General features: G+C 66.6%; 13 protein-coding genes. 7 read left to right on the forward strand and 6 right to left on the reverse strand.

Going from position 1 to position 17,345, the window contains the following annotated elements:
- Nucleotides 1-52 precede the first annotated feature (52 nt).
- Nucleotides 53-430, reverse strand: a complete 378-nt coding sequence (locus ACWESM_RS17025; protein ID WP_364425418.1) for a hypothetical protein — start codon at nt 428-430, stop codon at nt 53-55.
- A 325-nt stretch (nt 431-755) separates the two neighbouring features.
- Between ACWESM_RS17025 and ACWESM_RS17030 the strand changes: the two genes are divergently transcribed.
- On the forward strand, nt 756-1,505 hold the full coding sequence (locus ACWESM_RS17030) for a TetR/AcrR family transcriptional regulator (protein ID WP_397278303.1): 750 nt from the start codon (nt 756-758) through the stop codon (nt 1,503-1,505).
- Nucleotides 1,506-1,611: 106 nt separating this feature from the next.
- On the opposite strand, the gene ACWESM_RS17035 is transcribed toward ACWESM_RS17030, so the two are convergent.
- The gene (locus ACWESM_RS17035) at nt 1,612-2,697 is read right to left on the reverse strand and encodes a protein kinase family protein (protein WP_452492514.1); all 1,086 of its coding nucleotides are present in this window, start codon (nt 2,695-2,697) and stop codon (nt 1,612-1,614) included.
- A gap of 448 nt (nt 2,698-3,145) precedes the next feature.
- Between ACWESM_RS17035 and ACWESM_RS17040 the strand changes: the two genes are divergently transcribed.
- The 3 genes from ACWESM_RS17040 to ACWESM_RS17050 all read left to right on the forward strand — a co-directional run bounded on the left by ACWESM_RS17040 (nt 3,146) and on the right by ACWESM_RS17050 (nt 6,983).
- The gene (locus ACWESM_RS17040; protein WP_452492516.1) at nt 3,146-4,318 is read left to right on the forward strand and encodes a hypothetical protein; all 1,173 of its coding nucleotides are present in this window, start codon (nt 3,146-3,148) and stop codon (nt 4,316-4,318) included.
- A 661-nt stretch (nt 4,319-4,979) separates the two neighbouring features.
- A complete protein-coding gene (locus ACWESM_RS17045) occupies nt 4,980-5,363 on the forward strand; it encodes a GFA family protein (RefSeq protein WP_397278309.1) in 384 nt (127 codons plus the stop codon).
- A 291-nt stretch (nt 5,364-5,654) separates the two neighbouring features.
- Nucleotides 5,655-6,983 (forward strand): cytochrome P450, encoded by a 1,329-nt coding sequence (locus ACWESM_RS17050; RefSeq protein ID WP_355078127.1) that lies wholly within the window; start codon nt 5,655-5,657, stop codon nt 6,981-6,983.
- Nucleotides 6,984-7,069: 86 nt separating this feature from the next.
- Here ACWESM_RS17050 and ACWESM_RS17055 read toward each other — a convergent pair whose 3' ends face one another.
- Nucleotides 7,070-7,357 (reverse strand): hypothetical protein, encoded by a 288-nt coding sequence (locus ACWESM_RS17055; RefSeq protein WP_364425407.1) that lies wholly within the window; start codon nt 7,355-7,357, stop codon nt 7,070-7,072.
- A gap of 67 nt (nt 7,358-7,424) precedes the next feature.
- Here ACWESM_RS17055 and ACWESM_RS17060 point away from each other — a divergent pair, with 67 nt between their 5' ends.
- Nucleotides 7,425-9,434: a polyprenyl synthetase family protein gene (locus ACWESM_RS17060; protein WP_452492518.1), complete on the forward strand. Its 2,010-nt coding sequence runs from the start codon at nt 7,425-7,427 to the stop codon at nt 9,432-9,434.
- Between the two features lie 57 nt (nt 9,435-9,491).
- Here the strand turns inward: ACWESM_RS17060 and ACWESM_RS17065 are convergent, their stop codons facing one another.
- A complete protein-coding gene (locus ACWESM_RS17065; RefSeq protein WP_364425403.1) occupies nt 9,492-10,310 on the reverse strand; it encodes a hypothetical protein in 819 nt (272 codons plus the stop codon).
- Nucleotides 10,307-10,912 carry an ABC transporter ATP-binding protein gene (locus ACWESM_RS17070; protein WP_364425713.1) on the reverse strand — a complete coding sequence of 202 codons (606 nt, stop codon included), beginning with the start codon at nt 10,910-10,912 and terminating at the stop codon, nt 10,307-10,309. Before ACWESM_RS17070 ends, ACWESM_RS17065 begins: the two co-directional genes overlap by 4 nt.
- Before the next feature lie 438 nt (nt 10,913-11,350).
- On the opposite strand from ACWESM_RS17070, the gene ACWESM_RS17075 reads away from it, so the two are divergent.
- Both ACWESM_RS17075 and fxsT read left to right on the forward strand, forming a co-directional pair.
- Nucleotides 11,351-11,797, forward strand: coding sequence for a hypothetical protein (locus ACWESM_RS17075; RefSeq protein WP_356964133.1), 447 nt, complete (start codon nt 11,351-11,353; stop codon nt 11,795-11,797).
- A 101-nt stretch (nt 11,798-11,898) separates the two neighbouring features.
- A complete protein-coding gene (gene fxsT, locus ACWESM_RS17080) occupies nt 11,899-14,832 on the forward strand; it encodes an FxSxx-COOH system tetratricopeptide repeat protein (RefSeq protein WP_452492519.1) in 2,934 nt (977 codons plus the stop codon).
- Nucleotides 14,833-15,378: 546 nt separating this feature from the next.
- On the opposite strand, the gene ACWESM_RS17085 is transcribed toward fxsT, so the two are convergent.
- Nucleotides 15,379-16,293: an SDR family NAD(P)-dependent oxidoreductase gene (locus ACWESM_RS17085; RefSeq protein ID WP_412807617.1), complete on the reverse strand. Its 915-nt coding sequence runs from the start codon at nt 16,291-16,293 to the stop codon at nt 15,379-15,381.
- Nucleotides 16,294-17,345: the final 1,052 nt, after the last annotated feature.

A 17,345-nucleotide genomic window follows, 5' to 3' on the forward strand; every position in this document is an offset into this window, starting at 1 on the left:
GACCTTTATTCTGACCGGTGTAGCCACTCGGGCCATTCCTCACGATCAAGCACTACGGATGTCGTATTCCTTTTCTCTCAGTCTGAGCCAGGCTCAGTACGGCGTCCGCGCCGACACAGGTTCCGTCGACGCATCGGCCGCAGTCCGGGATGTAAGACGGCAGACGTCGACCGCTCGATTCGGAAGGCCATAGACGCCGCGACTTGCTGGATACCGCCAGATCGGCGGCAAATGTGAACAGCCCGCCGACTTCACGGTGCACTGGCGGACCACTGATGATCGACTCGTTACCCACGATGAAGCTCAACTCGGGCGAGTTGGCATCTGCCCCTGCCAGCCGGACCAGCGCGGTGGCATCGACCGCCGCGACTGGCTTCGCGAGCGGCGGCATGCTGAGGTTGTCGGCGAGCGACGCGGTCGGTGCGTGCATGTCGTATCCCAAGGCCACAGCCAGGAGGTCTGTTGTGCACCCCGACCATGGCCTCCAGCAGGGACTTCAACGATAACTCCGAAGCGAGGGCCGGTGCAGGCTTTCGGTCGGCGGAACTCACCACTTTCTCGACCTGCCTCGACGCCTGTACGGCGGTTCCGAGCCATCACGTGCTCAGCTGCCGATGACCGACGACCAAGTCCACGCGGTCACCCCGAGCTGGCCGCATCGACCGCCACGGCTCCATGCTCGCGGCTGTGGCCGGGCAGGTTGATCGGCACAATCCAGTAAACCCACAACGTGGGAAATATGCCAGAGTGAAGCCATGAACCCCGCACCCGCGACGCCACCGACCTCGACCCGCCAGGCCTCGGCCCGTCGCGGGCGTCCACCGAAGGCGCAGGGTCGGCTCTCCCGTGCGGCGATCCGAGAGGCAGCTCTGGCGGTGATCGACGCCGAAGGTGTCGGTGCGGTGAGCATGCGGTCGGTCAGCCGCTCGCTGGGTGTAGACGCCAAGAGCCTCTACCACTACGTGCGGGACAAGGACGACCTGCTCGACGCGGTCGCCGAATACCTGCTCGAGCAACTGCGTCCACCGGAGGAGACCGGCTCACTGGAAGATGACCTCCGAGCATGGGCGCATGAGTTCCGCAGGATCACCCTCGCCCACCCCCAAGCCGCCACTCTGGTCCTGACCCGCCAGCTCTCATCGGCCGCAGGCCTGGCTCCGGTCGAGGCCGCTCTCGCGGTACTGCGCCGCACCGGCTGCAGCCCCGAGGACGCCGTTCACTTGATGCGCGCCTTGCTGGCCACCTTGATCGGAACCTTGCTGCGCGAAGCCTCCGCCGGGCCCACCTACGGCACCGCGGACCCCGGCGAAATCGCCGAACGGCAGAGCACCCTCGAGTCATCCGGACTGCCCCAGGTCCGCCTTGCCGCTGCCCACCTCGCCCGCTTCGACCGCGACCGCGAGTTCGACTTCACCGTGGACCTGATCGTGGGTCTGGTCAGCGCACGCGTCGGTGGCGTCGGCGCGTCGGCAAACAGCCAGAACGACTCCGAATGGTCCGCATAGTTGGGAAAGAATCCACGCCTTGTCGATGAACGGGGCCGGAACACCCCATGTCCGTCATGTCGATCGGTGTTCGCCAACTACACGTTCGCTCCGAGGACACGGTGGGTCACCTAACGTCAGGGCTCCGAAAGGCCTGGCCGCCCAGCAGGCAGCGGATCTCCTGGTCCGGGTACGGGGTGCTCCGGCTCTCCTGCTGGAACGCGCGCATGAACGCGGACATCGCCGCGGCGATCGGCGCGTGCCGGGTGATGACCGTGGCGGCCTGCCCAGGGATGCCCTCCGGCGGCTTACCCTCGGCGAAGGCGCGCACCATCGCGGCGCGCGCCTCCCGGTCCTCCCGCCGGAGCCCGTACAGGGCCGTGACCAGCCAGTTCACCAGGTAGGTTGCGGTGTAGCCGCGGTCGTAGCTCTGGTGCTGGTCGAAGAACGCGGCCTCCTCCGGCGAGAGGTCGAACGCCGAGGAGAGCGAGAGGCCGTAGTCGCCGAAGTAGAGGCGTCGACCGTCGGTCAGGATGTTCCAGAAGTGCGCGTCGAGGTGCAGCAGCCCACGGCTGTTCATGAACGCGGTGCCGGCGGCCAGTTCCCGCTCGACCATGGCGCAGGCCCGGTCGGTGGCCTCGTCGCCCGCCTCGATCTGGGCGTTGAGCCACTCGTGCAGGTTCTGCGGGATGTATTCCAGGAACAGCGCGATGCTCGCCGAAGAGTTCTGGAGGGCCTCGATCCGGTGGCGTACCTGCGGTCGGCCGTCCCAGTAGGCGACGGCACGGTCGATGGCGGCGAGCTCCTCCGGCAGCGGCGTCGTGTCCGGCAGCACCCGCCAGTGGTACATCAGCGGGAAGCCCTCGTGTTCGGCGGCAAGCACCCAGTTCGTCGTCATGGTGTGCACGGCGAGTTCGCGCCAGGCTCCGAAGCCCGGCCCGCCGATGAGGCCGACGCCGTACTGGCAGAAGAGCGGCATGTCGAACAGGTTCGCCGTGGACCGGACGTGCTCCGGCTGCCGTTCCAGGTCGGTGAGGGGCACTCGCTTCATGAAGACCGGGGTTCCGGCGACCTCCAGCAGCGCCGACTTCCCGCCGATACCGGCGCCGATCGGCGTGGCCGTGTCCACGAGTTCGCGCAACGCGTGATCGCTGTGCAGCGCCAGGGCCGTGGAGACGGCGCTGTGGGCGTGCAGACGCGCTGGGCGCGCCATGTCGCGGGTCGTCGCCGCGCCGCGGGATATCGCTGCGCCCGGTGAGGAGGACGTCACTGCGTCAAGGGAGTTCGCTGCGGTCTCCACGTGGGCGCCGACCTCGATTCAGCCATGGCCACGCGGTCGTGCCGGCGGCCTCCGGAGCGGGCAGGAGGCCGGTCCGGAGGAGCACCCGACGGCGGTCCCGGCTTGTCCCCCCGAAACCGCACTCTACGTCACGACCTCCATGTAGGCGTCAAGCAACGGTCCGAGGCTACGGGGCCGCTGGCCTTCGACATGCCGCCGATCCGCAGCACGGCCACGGACCATACGGTTGTCCGACTGCACTCGGAGATACGCACAGCGCCCGTCGCGCCGCATGCCGCCGCGCTGGTCCGGCATGCAGACTCCCCCTGACCGGGAACGTCGCCCTCGGGCCGAGACGTGCCTCGCGTGCCAGGATGACGCGATGAGCACCGTTTTCAGGCGGCCGGTCAGCGAGGAAACCGTGATTCTGTTCATGGATTACGGGCAGTTCCGCATCGACGGTGGCGTCGAGAGCCCGGTCGAGGAACTCGAACTGCTCGACCGGGCGCTGGCGGCGCACCCGTTCGCCTCCGATGGGCTGGCGGTGGTGGTGTTGAGCCCGCACCAGAACAACTTCCATATGCCGGTAACGGTTCAGGTTTGGGACGAGCGGCCGCCCGGCGATCGCGCCGAGTGGCAGCAAGTGTGTGAGACCCGGTTGCGAGTCGGACCGGAGGGCACACTGTGCCTGTCGTCGCCCACCGACGGCGCGGTCGACTGCCCGGTTCCGGAGGGCCAGTACCTGATCGAGATCAGCGGCCGTGGATTCGTCAACTACGGCTGGCCCGGGTCGACCGAACCCGGCGATGTGTGGCGTATCCGGCTCTGGCCGGACGACGGCAGCGAACCGCTACCGGCCATGCAGTGGAACATGCCCGGATACGGTGTGCCCGAGAATGTCCCGCTACCCGAGGTCACCGCGTCGGTCGACGCGGAGGAATGGGTCGTCGTAGTCGACGACAAAGGCTCTCGCCGCCTGCACATCGACGAACTACCGGCGCAAGCGGCCGCTTTCCAGCGGCAGCGTTGGGGCGGGGAGCCGATACCCCGGCTGGAAGATCACCCGGGCGCGGAAGACCTGGCACGCCATGACCGCGCGATCGCCGAGGCGATCGCCACCATGGGTGATCCCGAGTTGCGGCGCCTGGCGCGCTGGTCGGCGGCCCAAGCCTGCGCGAAAGCAGGCCTCAGCGACCGGCCATGGGTGCGGCCCGCCTTGGCGGCGCTGCGGGACGGCCGACCGCTACCGCCCCCGTTCGACGACGTAGACGCGGCCATGACCCGACTGCACGATGAGGACTTCGGCCCGCCGGATGACGAACACGTCGGCGCAATGGAAGCAACGATGGTTCTCGGTTCGGCCGGTACGACGGCGAACCCCTTCGACCTGGGTCCGATCCACCGTCCGTCCTTCGCACTGCCCACCATCATCGACGCGAACCGACCCGACGCCCTCGATGCCGCGATGACGACCCTGTACGCCACGGGATTGGTCTTCGGCCCCGAGGTGGACACGCTGTTCACCGCGCTAAGAGCGGAATTCGAGACCGGGTGAGCCGAACGGCGAGGACGGATCCGTATGGTGGGATCCGCAGCAGTGACTGCTGTCGGATACACCGCTGGCACCAAACACACCCTGGCCTACCAACCGACCGACACCACATCGGCGAACGCAGTGGCCTGGGCAGAGATGCGCAACCGCGAGGACGGGACCTCGCCGGCGCGAGGGACGTTCGAGTACTGAGCCCGCTGGGCACGCCGCCCAACGAGGTCGCCGGCAACGAGCTCATGGCCAACACGACGGACACCGCGCCCCCTGGGCCCGGGGAGAACGTTGGGGGCACCGAATTCGAAGGGCGGACCCGCGACGCGAACGGCCAGTGGTACAACGACGGCTACCCCACCAGTCACGACCGCGACGCCAACCCGGCAACTGAGCCGCGGTCCGCGCCGAGCGCGGGACGGTGGGCCGTCCGGCCCGCAGTGTCGGACTCGGCATCGGCATCCGAACGTCTCTGCATGGCCGCCACCGGGGCACGCGACATCAGACTCTTTCAGTAGTCCGCGGTGTTCTGACACATGGCTCATGGCACAGCCGCAAGTCCCCGCTCGGCCCGCCGCGTTCCATTACGCTGACCGGGGCGGACGTCAAGGCTGTCACGCGTTGCGCGAATTAGCTGTATTCACAACTCTTTTCGGTAGAGAGGGGAAAGCCGATGTATGAGGGTGGCTGTCTGTGCGGGCAGATCCGGTTCCGCGCCTGTGCCGAGGCTGGATGGCCGCACCTGTGCTCGTGCCCGCACTGCCAGAAGCTGGCCGGCGGGCCGGTCACAGCCTGGATCGATTTCCCGCTCGAGAAGTTCGAATGGACCGGTGCGGGCGGTGAGCCGACCTGGTTCGCAACCTTCCCGACCACCAAACGCGGCTTCTGCCCCAATTGTGGCTCGCTCGTCGCCGCGATCGACGACGGCGGCACCGCCATGGGGATCACGATGATGGCCCTCGACGACCACAGCGCGCTCACCCCGGTACACCAGTCCTTCAAATCCCACGCCGTGCCGTGGCTGCCGGTGATCGAAACCGTCGACGGTGGTTCGTAGTCCTGGGCGCTCACCGCGCCGAGCAGGTTTTTGGGCTGGTCGTGGCGGCCGACGATGACGGCGACGGGGCCGGGGATCCAATCGGCGCCCCACCGAGGACCGACGCCCGGGCCCACGTCAGCGGGGCGCCGGGTGGCCTTCGCGCGGTGATGCACTGAACACTCGAGTACAAGATCCTTACCGGCACGTCGACGACTTCGCCTGTGCGAAGCGGTGATAGGCCCGGTATCTATTGCCACTGCGGGGATTTCATGTTTGCGAGTCGCCGAGCGACGGGTTAAGGATGGCTACATGTCGCATGCCACGCTGTCTCTGCGTGAACTCCCTAGGCTACGCACCCGCCACATCGCGCAGATCGGTGGACTGATGCGCCCCGGCACGCACCGTTCCCCCTTGCTGGAATTCGGCGAACGGTTCGTCGTCTCGCCGCCAGGATTTCCGACCATGCTGGTCACTTACGACATGGACGATGTGCGAGGACTGTTCGCCAACCACGACGACTTCTCGGTCGGGCAGGTGCTGAGCCGCTTCTCCAGCCACGACATGATGTTCGGCAAGCAGACGTTGATCTTCCTCGACGGTGACGAACATCGCCGCGAACGTAAGCTGTTCGCACCGCCGTTCCAGAGCAAGGCACTCCGGTCCTACGAGGACCTCATGGTGGAGGTGGTCCAGCGCGAACTGCCGAGCTGGCCTGTCGGTGAACCGTTCGAGTTTCTGAAGGTCGGCTACGACCTGGCCATCGGCGTGCTGCTCGGCGTCGTCTTCGGCGACGTGGCCGCGCCCCGCAAGGACCGGCTGAAACAGGCGGTGAGCCGGTGGTTCGGGGAAATAGAAAGTCGCGGTTTTCTCGCCGTCACCTTGCTCACCCCGCTGGTCGGCGGCTACACGTTGCCCTACCCACCGCTCAGCCGCCGCCAGGCCGAGGTCGACGCCCTCATCATCGAGGAAATCGCCGCGCGCCGGTCCACGCCCGGTGACAGAAACGGCCGGAAGGATGTGCTGTCGCGGTATGTCGGCACCGAACTGGATCAGCACGACGACGCCGCATTGGCCCGCAATATGCGTGGCATCCTGCTCGGCGCCTACGAGACCACCGCGATCACGCTCGGCTGGATCGCCGCCATGCTGGCCGTCCACCCGGCAGCCATGGCCGAGCTCGATGCAGCGGTCGACGCAGGCGACTCCGCCCGGCTCGACGCATACCTCGACGCCGTGGTCGCCGAAACAATGCGAATCCGCCCGGTGTCACCGTTCACCGGGCGGCGCGCACTGCGCGACACCGTGGTCAACGGAGTCCACGTCCCCAAGGGGGCCATCGTCATAGTCCCGATTCTCCTCATTCACGAATCACCACGGCATTACCCGGACCCGATGACCTTCCGCCCTGAACGCTTCCTCGACGAGCCGCCGAACGGCCGCACCTGGCTGACCTTCGGCGCCGGCGCGCATCGCTGTCTGGGTGCCCAATTCGCCTTGGCGGAAGCGCGCATCCTCTTCCGCACCATTCTCGAGCATCGTCGCATCGGTGCGGCCACCGGTCTCGTCGAGCCCCCACGTCGCTATCACACCGGCCTCAGCCCCGCCTACAACGCCCGGATAACCCTGCATCCCCGCTGATCAGACCTGCACCACGGCAGACTGATTCGCCGTCGCGGGAGTCTTCGAGCAACTGGAGTCGTGCAGGTGCCAGCACGGCCGCGCCATCACCAGAGCACGCTCAGCGGAGAGGCCCTGCTGGTGGTCGACGATCGCGAACGATCTGCGGGCCGAAAGACAGCGTAGAAGGTGAACGTCGCCTGCCAGCGCGCCGCGTGAACGTCGATCCAGGTACCGGCGGCGGTCTCGCGCAGCATGACCTCCTGGAACAACTCCCGCTGTAAATCGGGCATCGCTCGATGCGCGGCGCACCCTCCCGATGTCCGGTCGAGCTGCACCGCACTTGCGGATCGGGCCTCAATTTCGGCCGATACCAACATGTTCCGCAGCGACATGGTGTCTCATTGCCATTGATCGGCGGTGTTCTGGATGACCGATGCAACCAGTCAGGAGAGTGCCCGCGTGCCACGTGAAATCGATTCGGCTGTCTTCCCCCATCTGGATGCGGACCTGGACCGGGTCCGTGACGTTCTCGGACCCGTTCGGCTGGAGGGTAGGCCTGAACTGGCGGCGCTCACAGCGGAAGGCCCGGATACCTCGCGCCGCTTGGTCCGTCCCACATTGACCCTATTGTCGTACTACCTGCTCACCGATCCCGCGGCCCCGGCCGACGACCGGGCGGTGCGCGCCGCCGCTGCCGTCGAGTTGCTGCATCTGGGCTCGCTCTACCACGACGACGTCATCGATCACGCATACGAGCGTCGAGGCCGTCCCAGTGCCAATGTGGTGTGGGGTTCGCATATGGCCGTGTTGGGTGGGGACTCCGTGATGCTCACAAGTGTGCGCATGCTGGCCGAACTCGGCGGGCGGGAAGTCCTGGCGGGGGCAATCGCCGGTGAGCGGATGTGCGCGGGCATGGTGATCGAGGCCGCCGACCTCTACGTGGCCTCCCGCGGCGAGCAGTCCTACCTGGACGCGATCGACGGCAAGACGGCGGCGGTGCTCTCGCTGGCATGCCGGGTGGGCGCGATGCAGGCCGGCAGGCCCGACGATCAGCAACAGGCGTCGGCCCAGTTCGGCCGGTACTTCGGACTGGCCTACCAGCTGTATGACGACATCCTCGATTTGACCTCCACCGCCGAAGAACTGGGTAAGCCCGTCAACGCGGATCTGTCCGCGGGCATTTACACACTGCCCGTGATCCGCGCGGCCGCCCGCAACAGAAGCCTTGCTCGCTTGTTGCAGAGCAGAATGACGCTCGAGCAAGCCGCGCGCGCCCGCGAGATCGTCATCGCCTGCGGCGCCGTGGACGAAGCACAAGCGGTGGCTGATGAGTTCATGGACCGGGCCGCCGGTCAGCTCGCCACTCTGCCCGTCGATCCGGGCGCTCGCCACGCGATCACCGCCTACGCCCGGTCCATACTCGACCGGCGAACTCCTGGTCGCGCGGTCCCCCGGCGGTCGACGCAGCCGCCTCGAACCCGCGGCGATGGGCTTCCGGCGCAGCTCGGGCGATGGTTGCGGAACTGGCTGGTGGACACCGGCCTTGCCGTCTCCTCTACCGAGGCGGACTACCACCGGTGGACGGGGGCGATCCAGATCCCGGCGCAAACATTGGCCCCAGCGGCGAACGAGGCCCGGGAACAGACCGCCTACGGCATGGCCGTGCTGGTCCTCGCCTGGGATGACCTTTTCGAGGATCCACAGCTGAGGGACCCGGAAGCCGTGACCGCCTTGCGACGTGGCATGGTGGCGACGTTGCGCCAGGACCCGGAGAAACCGTGGCGGCCCGGCGCGATTCCGACGGCTTGGGCGAGCATATGGCCGCGCCTGCGCGAGGGCCGGACCATCCGCTGGCAGAAGCGGTTCCTCGACGGCATCGAGGAGTGGTTCGAAGCCGCCGAACGCGAAGCCCATCATCGCATCAGTGGCTACGTCCCTTCCACGGCCGACTACCTGCCGATGCGGATGTCGACCAGTGGGATCGAAACCGCCATCGCCTGCATGGAGGTGTACCACGACCGGGAACTGCCATCGACGCTGCGCGAACACCCCGTGATCCGCCGTCTCGAGGAACTCGCCTTTTGGGTCACCTTCGTGGAGAACGACCTGGTGGGACTGGATCAGGACGAGGCAGACCGAGTTCCCTACAACCTGGTGCGGGCGGTCTGTCACGAAACCGGCTGCACTCGCGACGAAGCCGTGGACCAAGTGCGGCGCCAAGTGGCGGATCAGCGCGCCCAGCTCGAGGCGATAATCCACTACGTCCCCGCGCTCCTGCGCGTTCTTCCCGGCTTGGCGGGGCAGGGGAAGGACTACGCGGAGATGTATGTGAACATTACGAGCGTGGGGCTCTGGGGGCGTGAAAGCAATCGGTATACGCAGACCTCCGCTGTCGCAGCGCCGGATCTCGAACGCTTGCGCCGTGAGGTCTACCTCCCGGCCGACGAACCGGCTCCTACGCTGTCGTAAGCCCCGCAGTCGGCAAGAGTCCCGCACCTCCACCGTGTGGTCGTGCGAGATGCATCCTCAGTGCATCACCGACTGTCCGGACCCCTTCGGGCTCCAGATGCGCATCCACATCGTAGGTCGAAGAGAGGAACGGGTGCGCCGATGGAAAGCGATCAGACCGACGAGGGCGCTCGCGATGAACCAGGCTAGTTGTACGGCGAATCCCGTCAATGGCGTGGCGTCGGAGAAACCGGCTGTGGTCGAAGCCTGCATGGCCCCATAGGAGGGCAGCCAGCGCACGAAATCGCTGTCCGCCCCAGCACTGGCGATGGGGTTCTGTACGGCCATGTCGAAGCAGCTGATCATCGCGATGGCGAACATCCCCTCCACCTCTCGGCGCAGCAGCGCGCCGAAAGCCACACCCAGCGCCCCGTATGTCATCGCCGCGCCGAAAAGCGCCGCGGCGAGCAGGACAGGCTGCCGCGGCGACCAGTAGCAGCAGATGACCGCCGTGGCGTACACGCAAACCACCACCGAGGCCACCACCAGGCAGGCGATCTTCGCCAAACCCGAAGAGACCCGGGGGTACCCCGCCATCGAGAGGCGCCGGTCGAATGCGCCGCTGCTGAAAGTGGCAGCGAACATCATGAACCCTATGATCAGCGAGACCGCCATCAGGGCGCCGCTGACCTGAGCGAGCTCGTTACCGTTGGCGCGCAGAACCAGACCGGTGTCTCGAAGCCGGAACGGCACCTCGAGGTCCGTGACGGCCACGCGGACCACGGTGATCAATATGGGAAGGAAGAAGGCCACCAACAGCATGGCGAAACGGTTACGCGCGTGCTCGATGAGACCGTAGCGCGTGGCGATCACGAACAAGCGCACACGATCACTCATCCGGCATTCTCCTGTCCGCCTCGTAAGACGCCGTCGCGCAACCGCCACACCTGGTCCAGCTTGTCGGTGTCGTGAGCCAGATGCGAGACCACCAAGACCGACCGGTCGGTGTCACGGAATTCCGCGACCAGATCCCAGAAACGCAGATACGTCTCCCAATCGAAACCCTGATACGGCTCATCCAGCAGCAAGACCTGTGGATCATGCATCACCGCCAGCGTCAGGTTGAGCTTTTGCCGCGTACCGCCGCTCAGCGTCCCGACCCGCTCACCGGCGTACTCCGCGAAACGCAAGATCTCCATGGTCTCCTCCGCGCGGCGCAGGTCCGGGATCGCATAGGCCTCGGCGAAGAAGTTCAGGTGCTGACGCACTGTGAAAGCGTCGTTCAGGATCACCTGCTGAGGGCAGTAACCGAACCGCCCACGGTGGCGGACCCTCCCCCGGTCCGGTCGCAGCTCTCCGGACAGAACCTTCAGCAGCGTCGACTTACCCGCCCCGTTCTCACCGACGATGCCCACCAGCGTCCCCGGAGGCAGCACTATGTCGACGCCACGCAGCACCGACCGTCTGCCGTACGCGTGGTGGACGTCCTCCACCTCCATCAACGCCCCCGATCCAGTGGCCCGACAGCGGCTCGAATGCTATCAATCGACAACGAAACCCGGTGCCGGAACGCCAATTTCGCGACACCGAACCGTCGCGCGGAAGGTGACTTTCTCCGGGCTGTGGTATCCGAGTCCGCATATCCGATCGGCGGCCGGGATGAGTTGCCGGGCAGCCCGACAAACCGGGCATGGCTCCCAATCGCAAACAGCCGCAACGGTTTTTGGCTCGTGCCGGTGTCACCGCAGCGTTGATCTCGGGTAGCGCGACGTTCACACTGAACTGAGCGCAAGTGCCGTCTCCAGTGATCGCTGGGAACGGCATGCTCAGCGGCCGGCCCCGGGCAGCACGCAGAATCATTCACGGAAAAGGTTGGCTTTGCCGCGATCGTGCACACTTGAGCTACTCGTCCGAGTCGCCACAGAGGGGGAATTCGAATGGACCCGGCCACCATAGTCGCCACCGCGGTCGCGGTCGGCGCCGCCGCCGGTCTCACCGATACTGCCAAGCAATCCGTGACCGACGCGTATGCGGCGTTGAAGGGTCTACTCACCCGCCGCTATCGCGATGTGGATCTAGCACAGGTGGAGGCGGACCCGGACGCCGCCGCCGAACGGGAAGCCCTCGCGGGCGCGCTGGAGGCGTACGGCGCCGCCGATGACCACGAATTACTCACCACAGCAACAGAACTCATTTCCGCGGCAGCGCGAGCGGACGTGGGAGCCGCCGGCGTCGACCTGGAGATGGTAGAGGCCGCCGCGTTGCGGATCAGCCGCGTCACGGCAACCGGCACCGGTGTGCGGGTGCACGGCGGACGATTCAGCGGGGATATCCACATCGAGGACATCGATGCGGGGGCCGGTGACTCGTCACACCCCGGCTGAGCGCGGCGGCCTCGACCGACGCCCCCGCGCTGACCACCCATATCGTCACTACGCTCTCCGACGTTCACGCCCGCGACATCTATCTCACAGCAGGCATTCGCGTGTCGTCTCCGGCTACGAGCGTGGTAGTCGTCGGCCGGATCCCCCGGCAGCCACCACGATTCGTCGTCCGCGACGAGCTGGCACGTCTGCGTCGAGCACTGGAGCGCCCTGCGGCGGCCGTCGTCGTCACCGGACTGCGCGGCGCGGGCAAGACCCACCTGGCGGCCGCTCACGCACGCTCACTGTTCGATTCCGGACAGGGTCTGGTGGGGTGGGTCAATGCCGAAACGCCGGACAGCACACTGTCCGGACTCGCCGATATCGCCCAGCGGCTGGGCGTCGCCGACCCCGACGGCGACTCGGCGGTGTCGGCCCGGCGGTTACGCGATCACCTCTCCGGAGACACCGTCGCGGCGCTATTGGTGTTCGACAACGCCACCGACGCCGACCACCTCCGGGAGCTGTTGCCGACCGGCGGCCGCACGCGCATCGTGATCACCAGCGTCGACCGGTCCTTCGCGGCCTTCGGCGAGGCGGTCGACGTCACCTGTTTCACTCGCCCTGAATCGGTGCGCTACCTCGCCGACTCGACCGGACTCGGCGACGACGGTGCCGATCAGGTCGCCGAGGACCTGGGTGACCTGCCGCTGGCACTGTCCGCCGCCGCCGCGACGATGGTCGGTCGCCGCCTCGGCTACGCGCAGTACCGGCAGCTGCTGCACGACAGCCCATTGCCGACCGTATTGCGGCGCACCGCCGGTCACGACTATCCCCGGTCGGTCGTCCAGGCGATCTCGTTGTGCATCGAAACCACCGAGGGCGTCACCGGCGATTACCAGCTCGCGGCCGACGTCGCCTGGCTTCTGGGTGCGATGGCCATGCTCTCGCCCGGTGGCGTGCACCGATCCCTGCTCGCCACCAGCCCCAGGCGAATCGACGAGGCACTGGAACGATGTGTGGCTGGTTCCCTGCTGTCCTGGTCGACTTCCGGCGAGGCGCTGATCATGCACCGGCTCGTGAGCCGCGTGCTGCGCGAACGCGGTTCGAATACGCAGTCCATCAGCTTGTTCCGGCGAGCGACCGCGGCACTTCGTAATCGGGCTCCTGCCGCGCGGTCCACGGTCGAACTCGTCCGGTCCGCACTCGCCATCATCATGCGAAATACGTTTCCGCCCTCGCAGGCGTGGGCGCGCCGGCAGGACGGCGCGCATCTCGTCGATCAGATCGACGCGCTGTGGGACACCGGAATGGTGCACAACAGCACGAGAAAACATGCCGCGGCAATGATCGCCGTTCGCAGATGGGCCGTCGAGCAGCTGACCGAGGCCGCCGACACCGCCAGAGCGCTGACCCTCGCGCAGGATGTCGTCATCTCCAGCGAGCAGATCCTCGGCGGCGAGCATCCCGATACGTTCACTGCCCGATATCTACTGGCCCGGGCCCACGCCGCCTGCGGCAGGCTCGATGAAGCAGCCGCCCGGCTCGAGGCGTACCTGACCGACGCCGGGCAGGTTCTCGGACTTGCCCATCCCGTCACGCTGGCCATGCGCTTTCAACTGGCGGACACGTACCTCCAGGCCGGGTTCCTGGACAAGTCCAGGGCCCTGCACACCGAGAACATCGCGCACAGCCAGCAGGTATTCGGTGCGGACGCGTACCAGACCCTCAACTTTCGCGGCGGGCTCGCTCAGGTCCACCTGTCGGCGGGTCACCTCGCGGACGCGATCGCCATCTTCGAGGATCTTCTGCCCGTCTACCTGAGGGTACTCGGTGCCGATCACGTCGATTCGTTCCTCTGCCTGCACAAACTCGCCCGCGCTTACGGGGCGGCAGGACGCACCGACGAGGCCGTCCCGCTGCTGCGGAAGAACCTCGACGACGCCATGCGGATCTTCGGAGGTGATCATCCCGTCACGCTGGCCTGCCGCAACAATCTCGCCGAGATCTACGAGGCCATCGGCAGAGCCGACGACGCCGTCCGTCTCGGCGAAGCAAACCTCGTCGAGCGGCTGCGGGTCCTCGGGCCGGAACACCCGGACACACTCATAACCCGCCACAACCTCGCCTGTGCCTTGCAGACGGCCGGGCGGCTCGCGGACGCCATCGCACTTTTCGAAGCGAATATCGCCGATTTTCCCCGGATACTCGGTTCCGACCACCCGATCACCCTGCTCACTCAGGGCGGGCTCGCCATCGCCTACAGCGCGTCCGGACGCTGGGACGAGTCGATCGCCATACAGGAAGCCTCCCTGCGTGATCGCCTCCGGATTCTCGGTCCCGACCATCCCGACACCCTGAAGGCGCGCAACAACCTCGCCGACGCCCTGGGAGTGCGGCAACCAGGACGGGCCATTCCATTGCTGGAGGCCAACGTCTCCGCCAGCGCGCGAGAACTCGGTCTCGACCACCCCGACACCTTGACCTACCGGTACAACCTCGCCGCCGCCTACCACGCGGCAGGCCGCATCGATGACGCCCTCACCAACCACCGAACCACCTTGACCGACCGACTGCGCGTCCTCGGACCAGACCACCACGCCACCCTCGCCTCTCGCGACAACCTCGCGGCCGCGTACCGCTCAGCCGGTCACCTCGACACCGCGATCGACTTGTTCAAGACGAATCTCGCCGAGTACCACCGCGCTCTTCCCGGCCATCCACGGCTCCGGAGCACCCGCAACGCGCTTGCCGACACCCTCCGAGCCGCAGGCCGATTCGAGGAAGCCATTCCCCTGTACGAGGCGAACATCGACCAGCAGGAGTTCGGCCCCGACGACTCCCTCACCGCGCGTTCGGTCAACGGACTCGCGCTCGCCTATCACGCGGCAGGCCGATTCGAGGAGGCCGTGCAACTCTTCGAGACAATGTTCGACCAGACGACGCGAGCCCTCGGCAGCGACCATCCACTGGCTGACGTGGTGCGCGACCATCTTGCCGCGGCCGAGCAGGTAGCCGAGACCCATCGGCGGCATCCTACGAACCCGCCGGCCTGAGCTTCGATTCAGCCACATCCCCCTGCGGCGCAGCAGCAGGTCAACCCAGGAAACGATGCAGTTCCAGGCTCACTCCGTCTGATCAGGCATCAAGTGGACGACGGAGCCTTGACCGCCCGCCCAGTTTCAACCCGCGGTAACGGTCACCGGCGTCCCGTGGCAGCTGCGCTCCTCACGCTCGCGTGACCTGTCGAAGATCGAACACTCCACCAGCGAAATTCGGCGAGGCATCACGCACGTCCATGACGAGGGGCGACCCCGCGATCACGCGCATCTGATCCCATTGCGATAGCCACGATCTCTCCACTACGCCACATTCCTGCAGCTAGTTGTGGCACTGTGCGAGTGTCGGATGAACGTCCTAACCTGTGATACGGCAAGCGATACCGGGACAACTTGTGCTGCAATCTGTCTCGTCGCCGCGTCGTTGGGGCAGCCCCTGGCCGCCCCCGCCGGCGCGGTGCAGCAGTGCAGGTACTGCTAGAGGTGCGTGGACAGGCCTGGGGAGGTTCTTCGTCGAACGACCTTCCGGCCGTGCGGTGACGATCAGACGGGGAAGGTGACTCCGGTCAGTTCCTCCGAGACCGTCCACAAGCGTTGCTGAATCGCCATGTCATGGGATCGGGCGCTCGATTCGACGATCTTCGGGTAGCCGCGGGTCTCCAGGAATCCGCCCGGCCCGTAGTACTGACCGCCCAGCACGCCGGGATCGGTGGCCGCGCGGAGGACCGGCAAGGCCCCCATCGCTGGGCTTTGCGTGACGATGGGCGCGATGACAGGCACGAGCGCACGCAGCGCAGTGGGCATGTTGCGCATGAGGTCGGTGTTCGCGGCACCGGGGTGTGCCGCGACCGCGATCGTTTTGCCGTTGCCGGACAGACGACGTTGCAGTTCGTAGGTGAACATCAGATTCGCCAGCTTGGACCGGCCGTAGGCCGCCACCCGGTTGTAGGACCGTTCGCCTTGCAGATCGTCGAAGTCGATTCGCGCCCGGATTCGATGCCCGACACTGCTGACCGTGACCACCCGCGAGCCCGGCACCGGCAGCATTCTGTCCAGCAGCAGCCCGGTGAGCGCGAAGTGTCCCAGATGATTGGTCCCGAATTGCAGCTCGAACCCGTCGCTGGTGGTCTGTCTCGGCGGGTACATCACCCCGGCGTTGTTGATCAAGAGGTCGATCGTGGCGTGAGCGGATTTCAGCTGTTCGGCAGCAGTGCGTACAGATGCCAGCGAGGTCAGGTCCAGCTGTTGGATGGTGGTGTCCGCGCCGGGAACGGCACCGGCGATACGGTCTGCGGCGTGTTTGCCCTTGTCGACATCCCGAACCGCCAACACCACCGACGCGCCGTGCGCCGCGAGCGCTCGGGCCGTCTCGAACCCCAGCCCGCTGTTGGCGCCTGTGACGACCGCTAGTCGTCCCTTTTGGGCTGGTATGTCTTGCTCGGTCCACCTGTTCGCCATTTTTCCTCCCAACGATCGGTCGGTCCGTCGCATTGTCCGACGAGCCCGGCGGGGGGCACACTCACACCGTCGCGCTCCCGCCGCGGTTGCGCAAGAGGGCGGCGAGACATCGATCGGGAGGTCCTTGCGTGGCCGACGACGGTCATGGTGTCGCGGGTGTGCGATGGCCTGAAAGGTCTGCCGGATGCGATCACCACCGTGTGGCAGCGCGGTCGTGCACAGCTGCGTGCGCAACAACATTCCGGTATACCCGCCAGTCTCGCGGCGGCCCGGGCCTGGCTCCGGTGCCCAGCGGTTTACCTATTGAGGGAGAATACGGACGTGAGCGACGCACCGGAACCCTTGCCAGGGCCCAGCCGGAAGGGGTACGACGAGCTGGAACGGTCGCGCGGAAACAGGAAGAAGGGATGAAGGCTGTGGAGACTCCCGGAGCGGGAGACGGCACGTCGAAAGTCACCCGACTACCACGTCGCCCGCGGCGCGTGGCAGAAGAGGCCGGCGAACGTCTCCCAAAGACTCGACGCTCGGACCGTGGCTCCGTCTATGATCCTGCACCGACCAAGCCCGTACTGCGATCGGAACTGCAGCGGGAGACAGGGTGGTGGCCGGTCGACCCCGGCGCGGCGCGGCACCCCGCTCCGAAGGATGATCCGGGCAGTGCCGAGCCTGATGCCAGTGTCATCGATCTCGACGCGTTGCGGCGGAAACGAGCTGGTGACGATGCTCCGGCCGCCGGTATTCGGCGCATGGTCAAACCGCGCCGAGTGGGAAAGAGTGCAAGCGAGAGAGCAGGCACCGAAGGTCAGCCCGATAGTGGTCGCAACGGTGACCCCGACCAGGTGGATGGACCTGCTGGGCCACGCTGAACTCTTCGCTAGGCCGTCGCCGCACCCAGCGCCCACACATATCCGTCGGCAATCCACATTGCGTTAACCGGTGCGGGAAGCTCATACCGTTGGGGACGACTCTGGCGGCACCGACAGCCATCCGCCACCGGTCCGCCGACATCGAACACGAATGTGAGCAGCCGGTAGAAATCCTGCTGGAATAAA

It is taken from the genome of Nocardia sp. NPDC003999, assembly GCF_053604885.1.

Coding starts and splice junctions, on each gene's coding strand:
- ACWESM_RS17085 (WP_412807617.1), bottom strand. CDS start 16,293: ATGGCGAACAGGTGGACCGAGCAAGACATACCAGCCCAAAAGGGACGA.
- ACWESM_RS17070 (WP_364425713.1), bottom strand. CDS start 10,912: ATGGAGGTGGAGGACGTCCACCACGCGTACGGCAGACGGTCGGTGCTG.
- ACWESM_RS17055 (WP_364425407.1), bottom strand. CDS start 7,357: ATGTCGCTGCGGAACATGTTGGTATCGGCCGAAATTGAGGCCCGATCC.
- ACWESM_RS17065 (WP_364425403.1), bottom strand. CDS start 10,310: ATGAGTGATCGTGTGCGCTTGTTCGTGATCGCCACGCGCTACGGTCTC.
- ACWESM_RS17075 (WP_356964133.1), top strand. CDS start 11,351: ATGGACCCGGCCACCATAGTCGCCACCGCGGTCGCGGTCGGCGCCGCC.
- ACWESM_RS17050 (WP_355078127.1), top strand. CDS start 5,655: ATGTCGCATGCCACGCTGTCTCTGCGTGAACTCCCTAGGCTACGCACC.
- ACWESM_RS17045 (WP_397278309.1), top strand. CDS start 4,980: ATGTATGAGGGTGGCTGTCTGTGCGGGCAGATCCGGTTCCGCGCCTGT.
- ACWESM_RS17025 (WP_364425418.1), bottom strand. CDS start 430: ATGCACGCACCGACCGCGTCGCTCGCCGACAACCTCAGCATGCCGCCG.
- ACWESM_RS17040 (WP_452492516.1), top strand. CDS start 3,146: ATGAGCACCGTTTTCAGGCGGCCGGTCAGCGAGGAAACCGTGATTCTG.
- ACWESM_RS17030 (WP_397278303.1), top strand. CDS start 756: ATGAACCCCGCACCCGCGACGCCACCGACCTCGACCCGCCAGGCCTCG.
- ACWESM_RS17035 (WP_452492514.1), bottom strand. CDS start 2,697: ATGGCGCGCCCAGCGCGTCTGCACGCCCACAGCGCCGTCTCCACGGCC.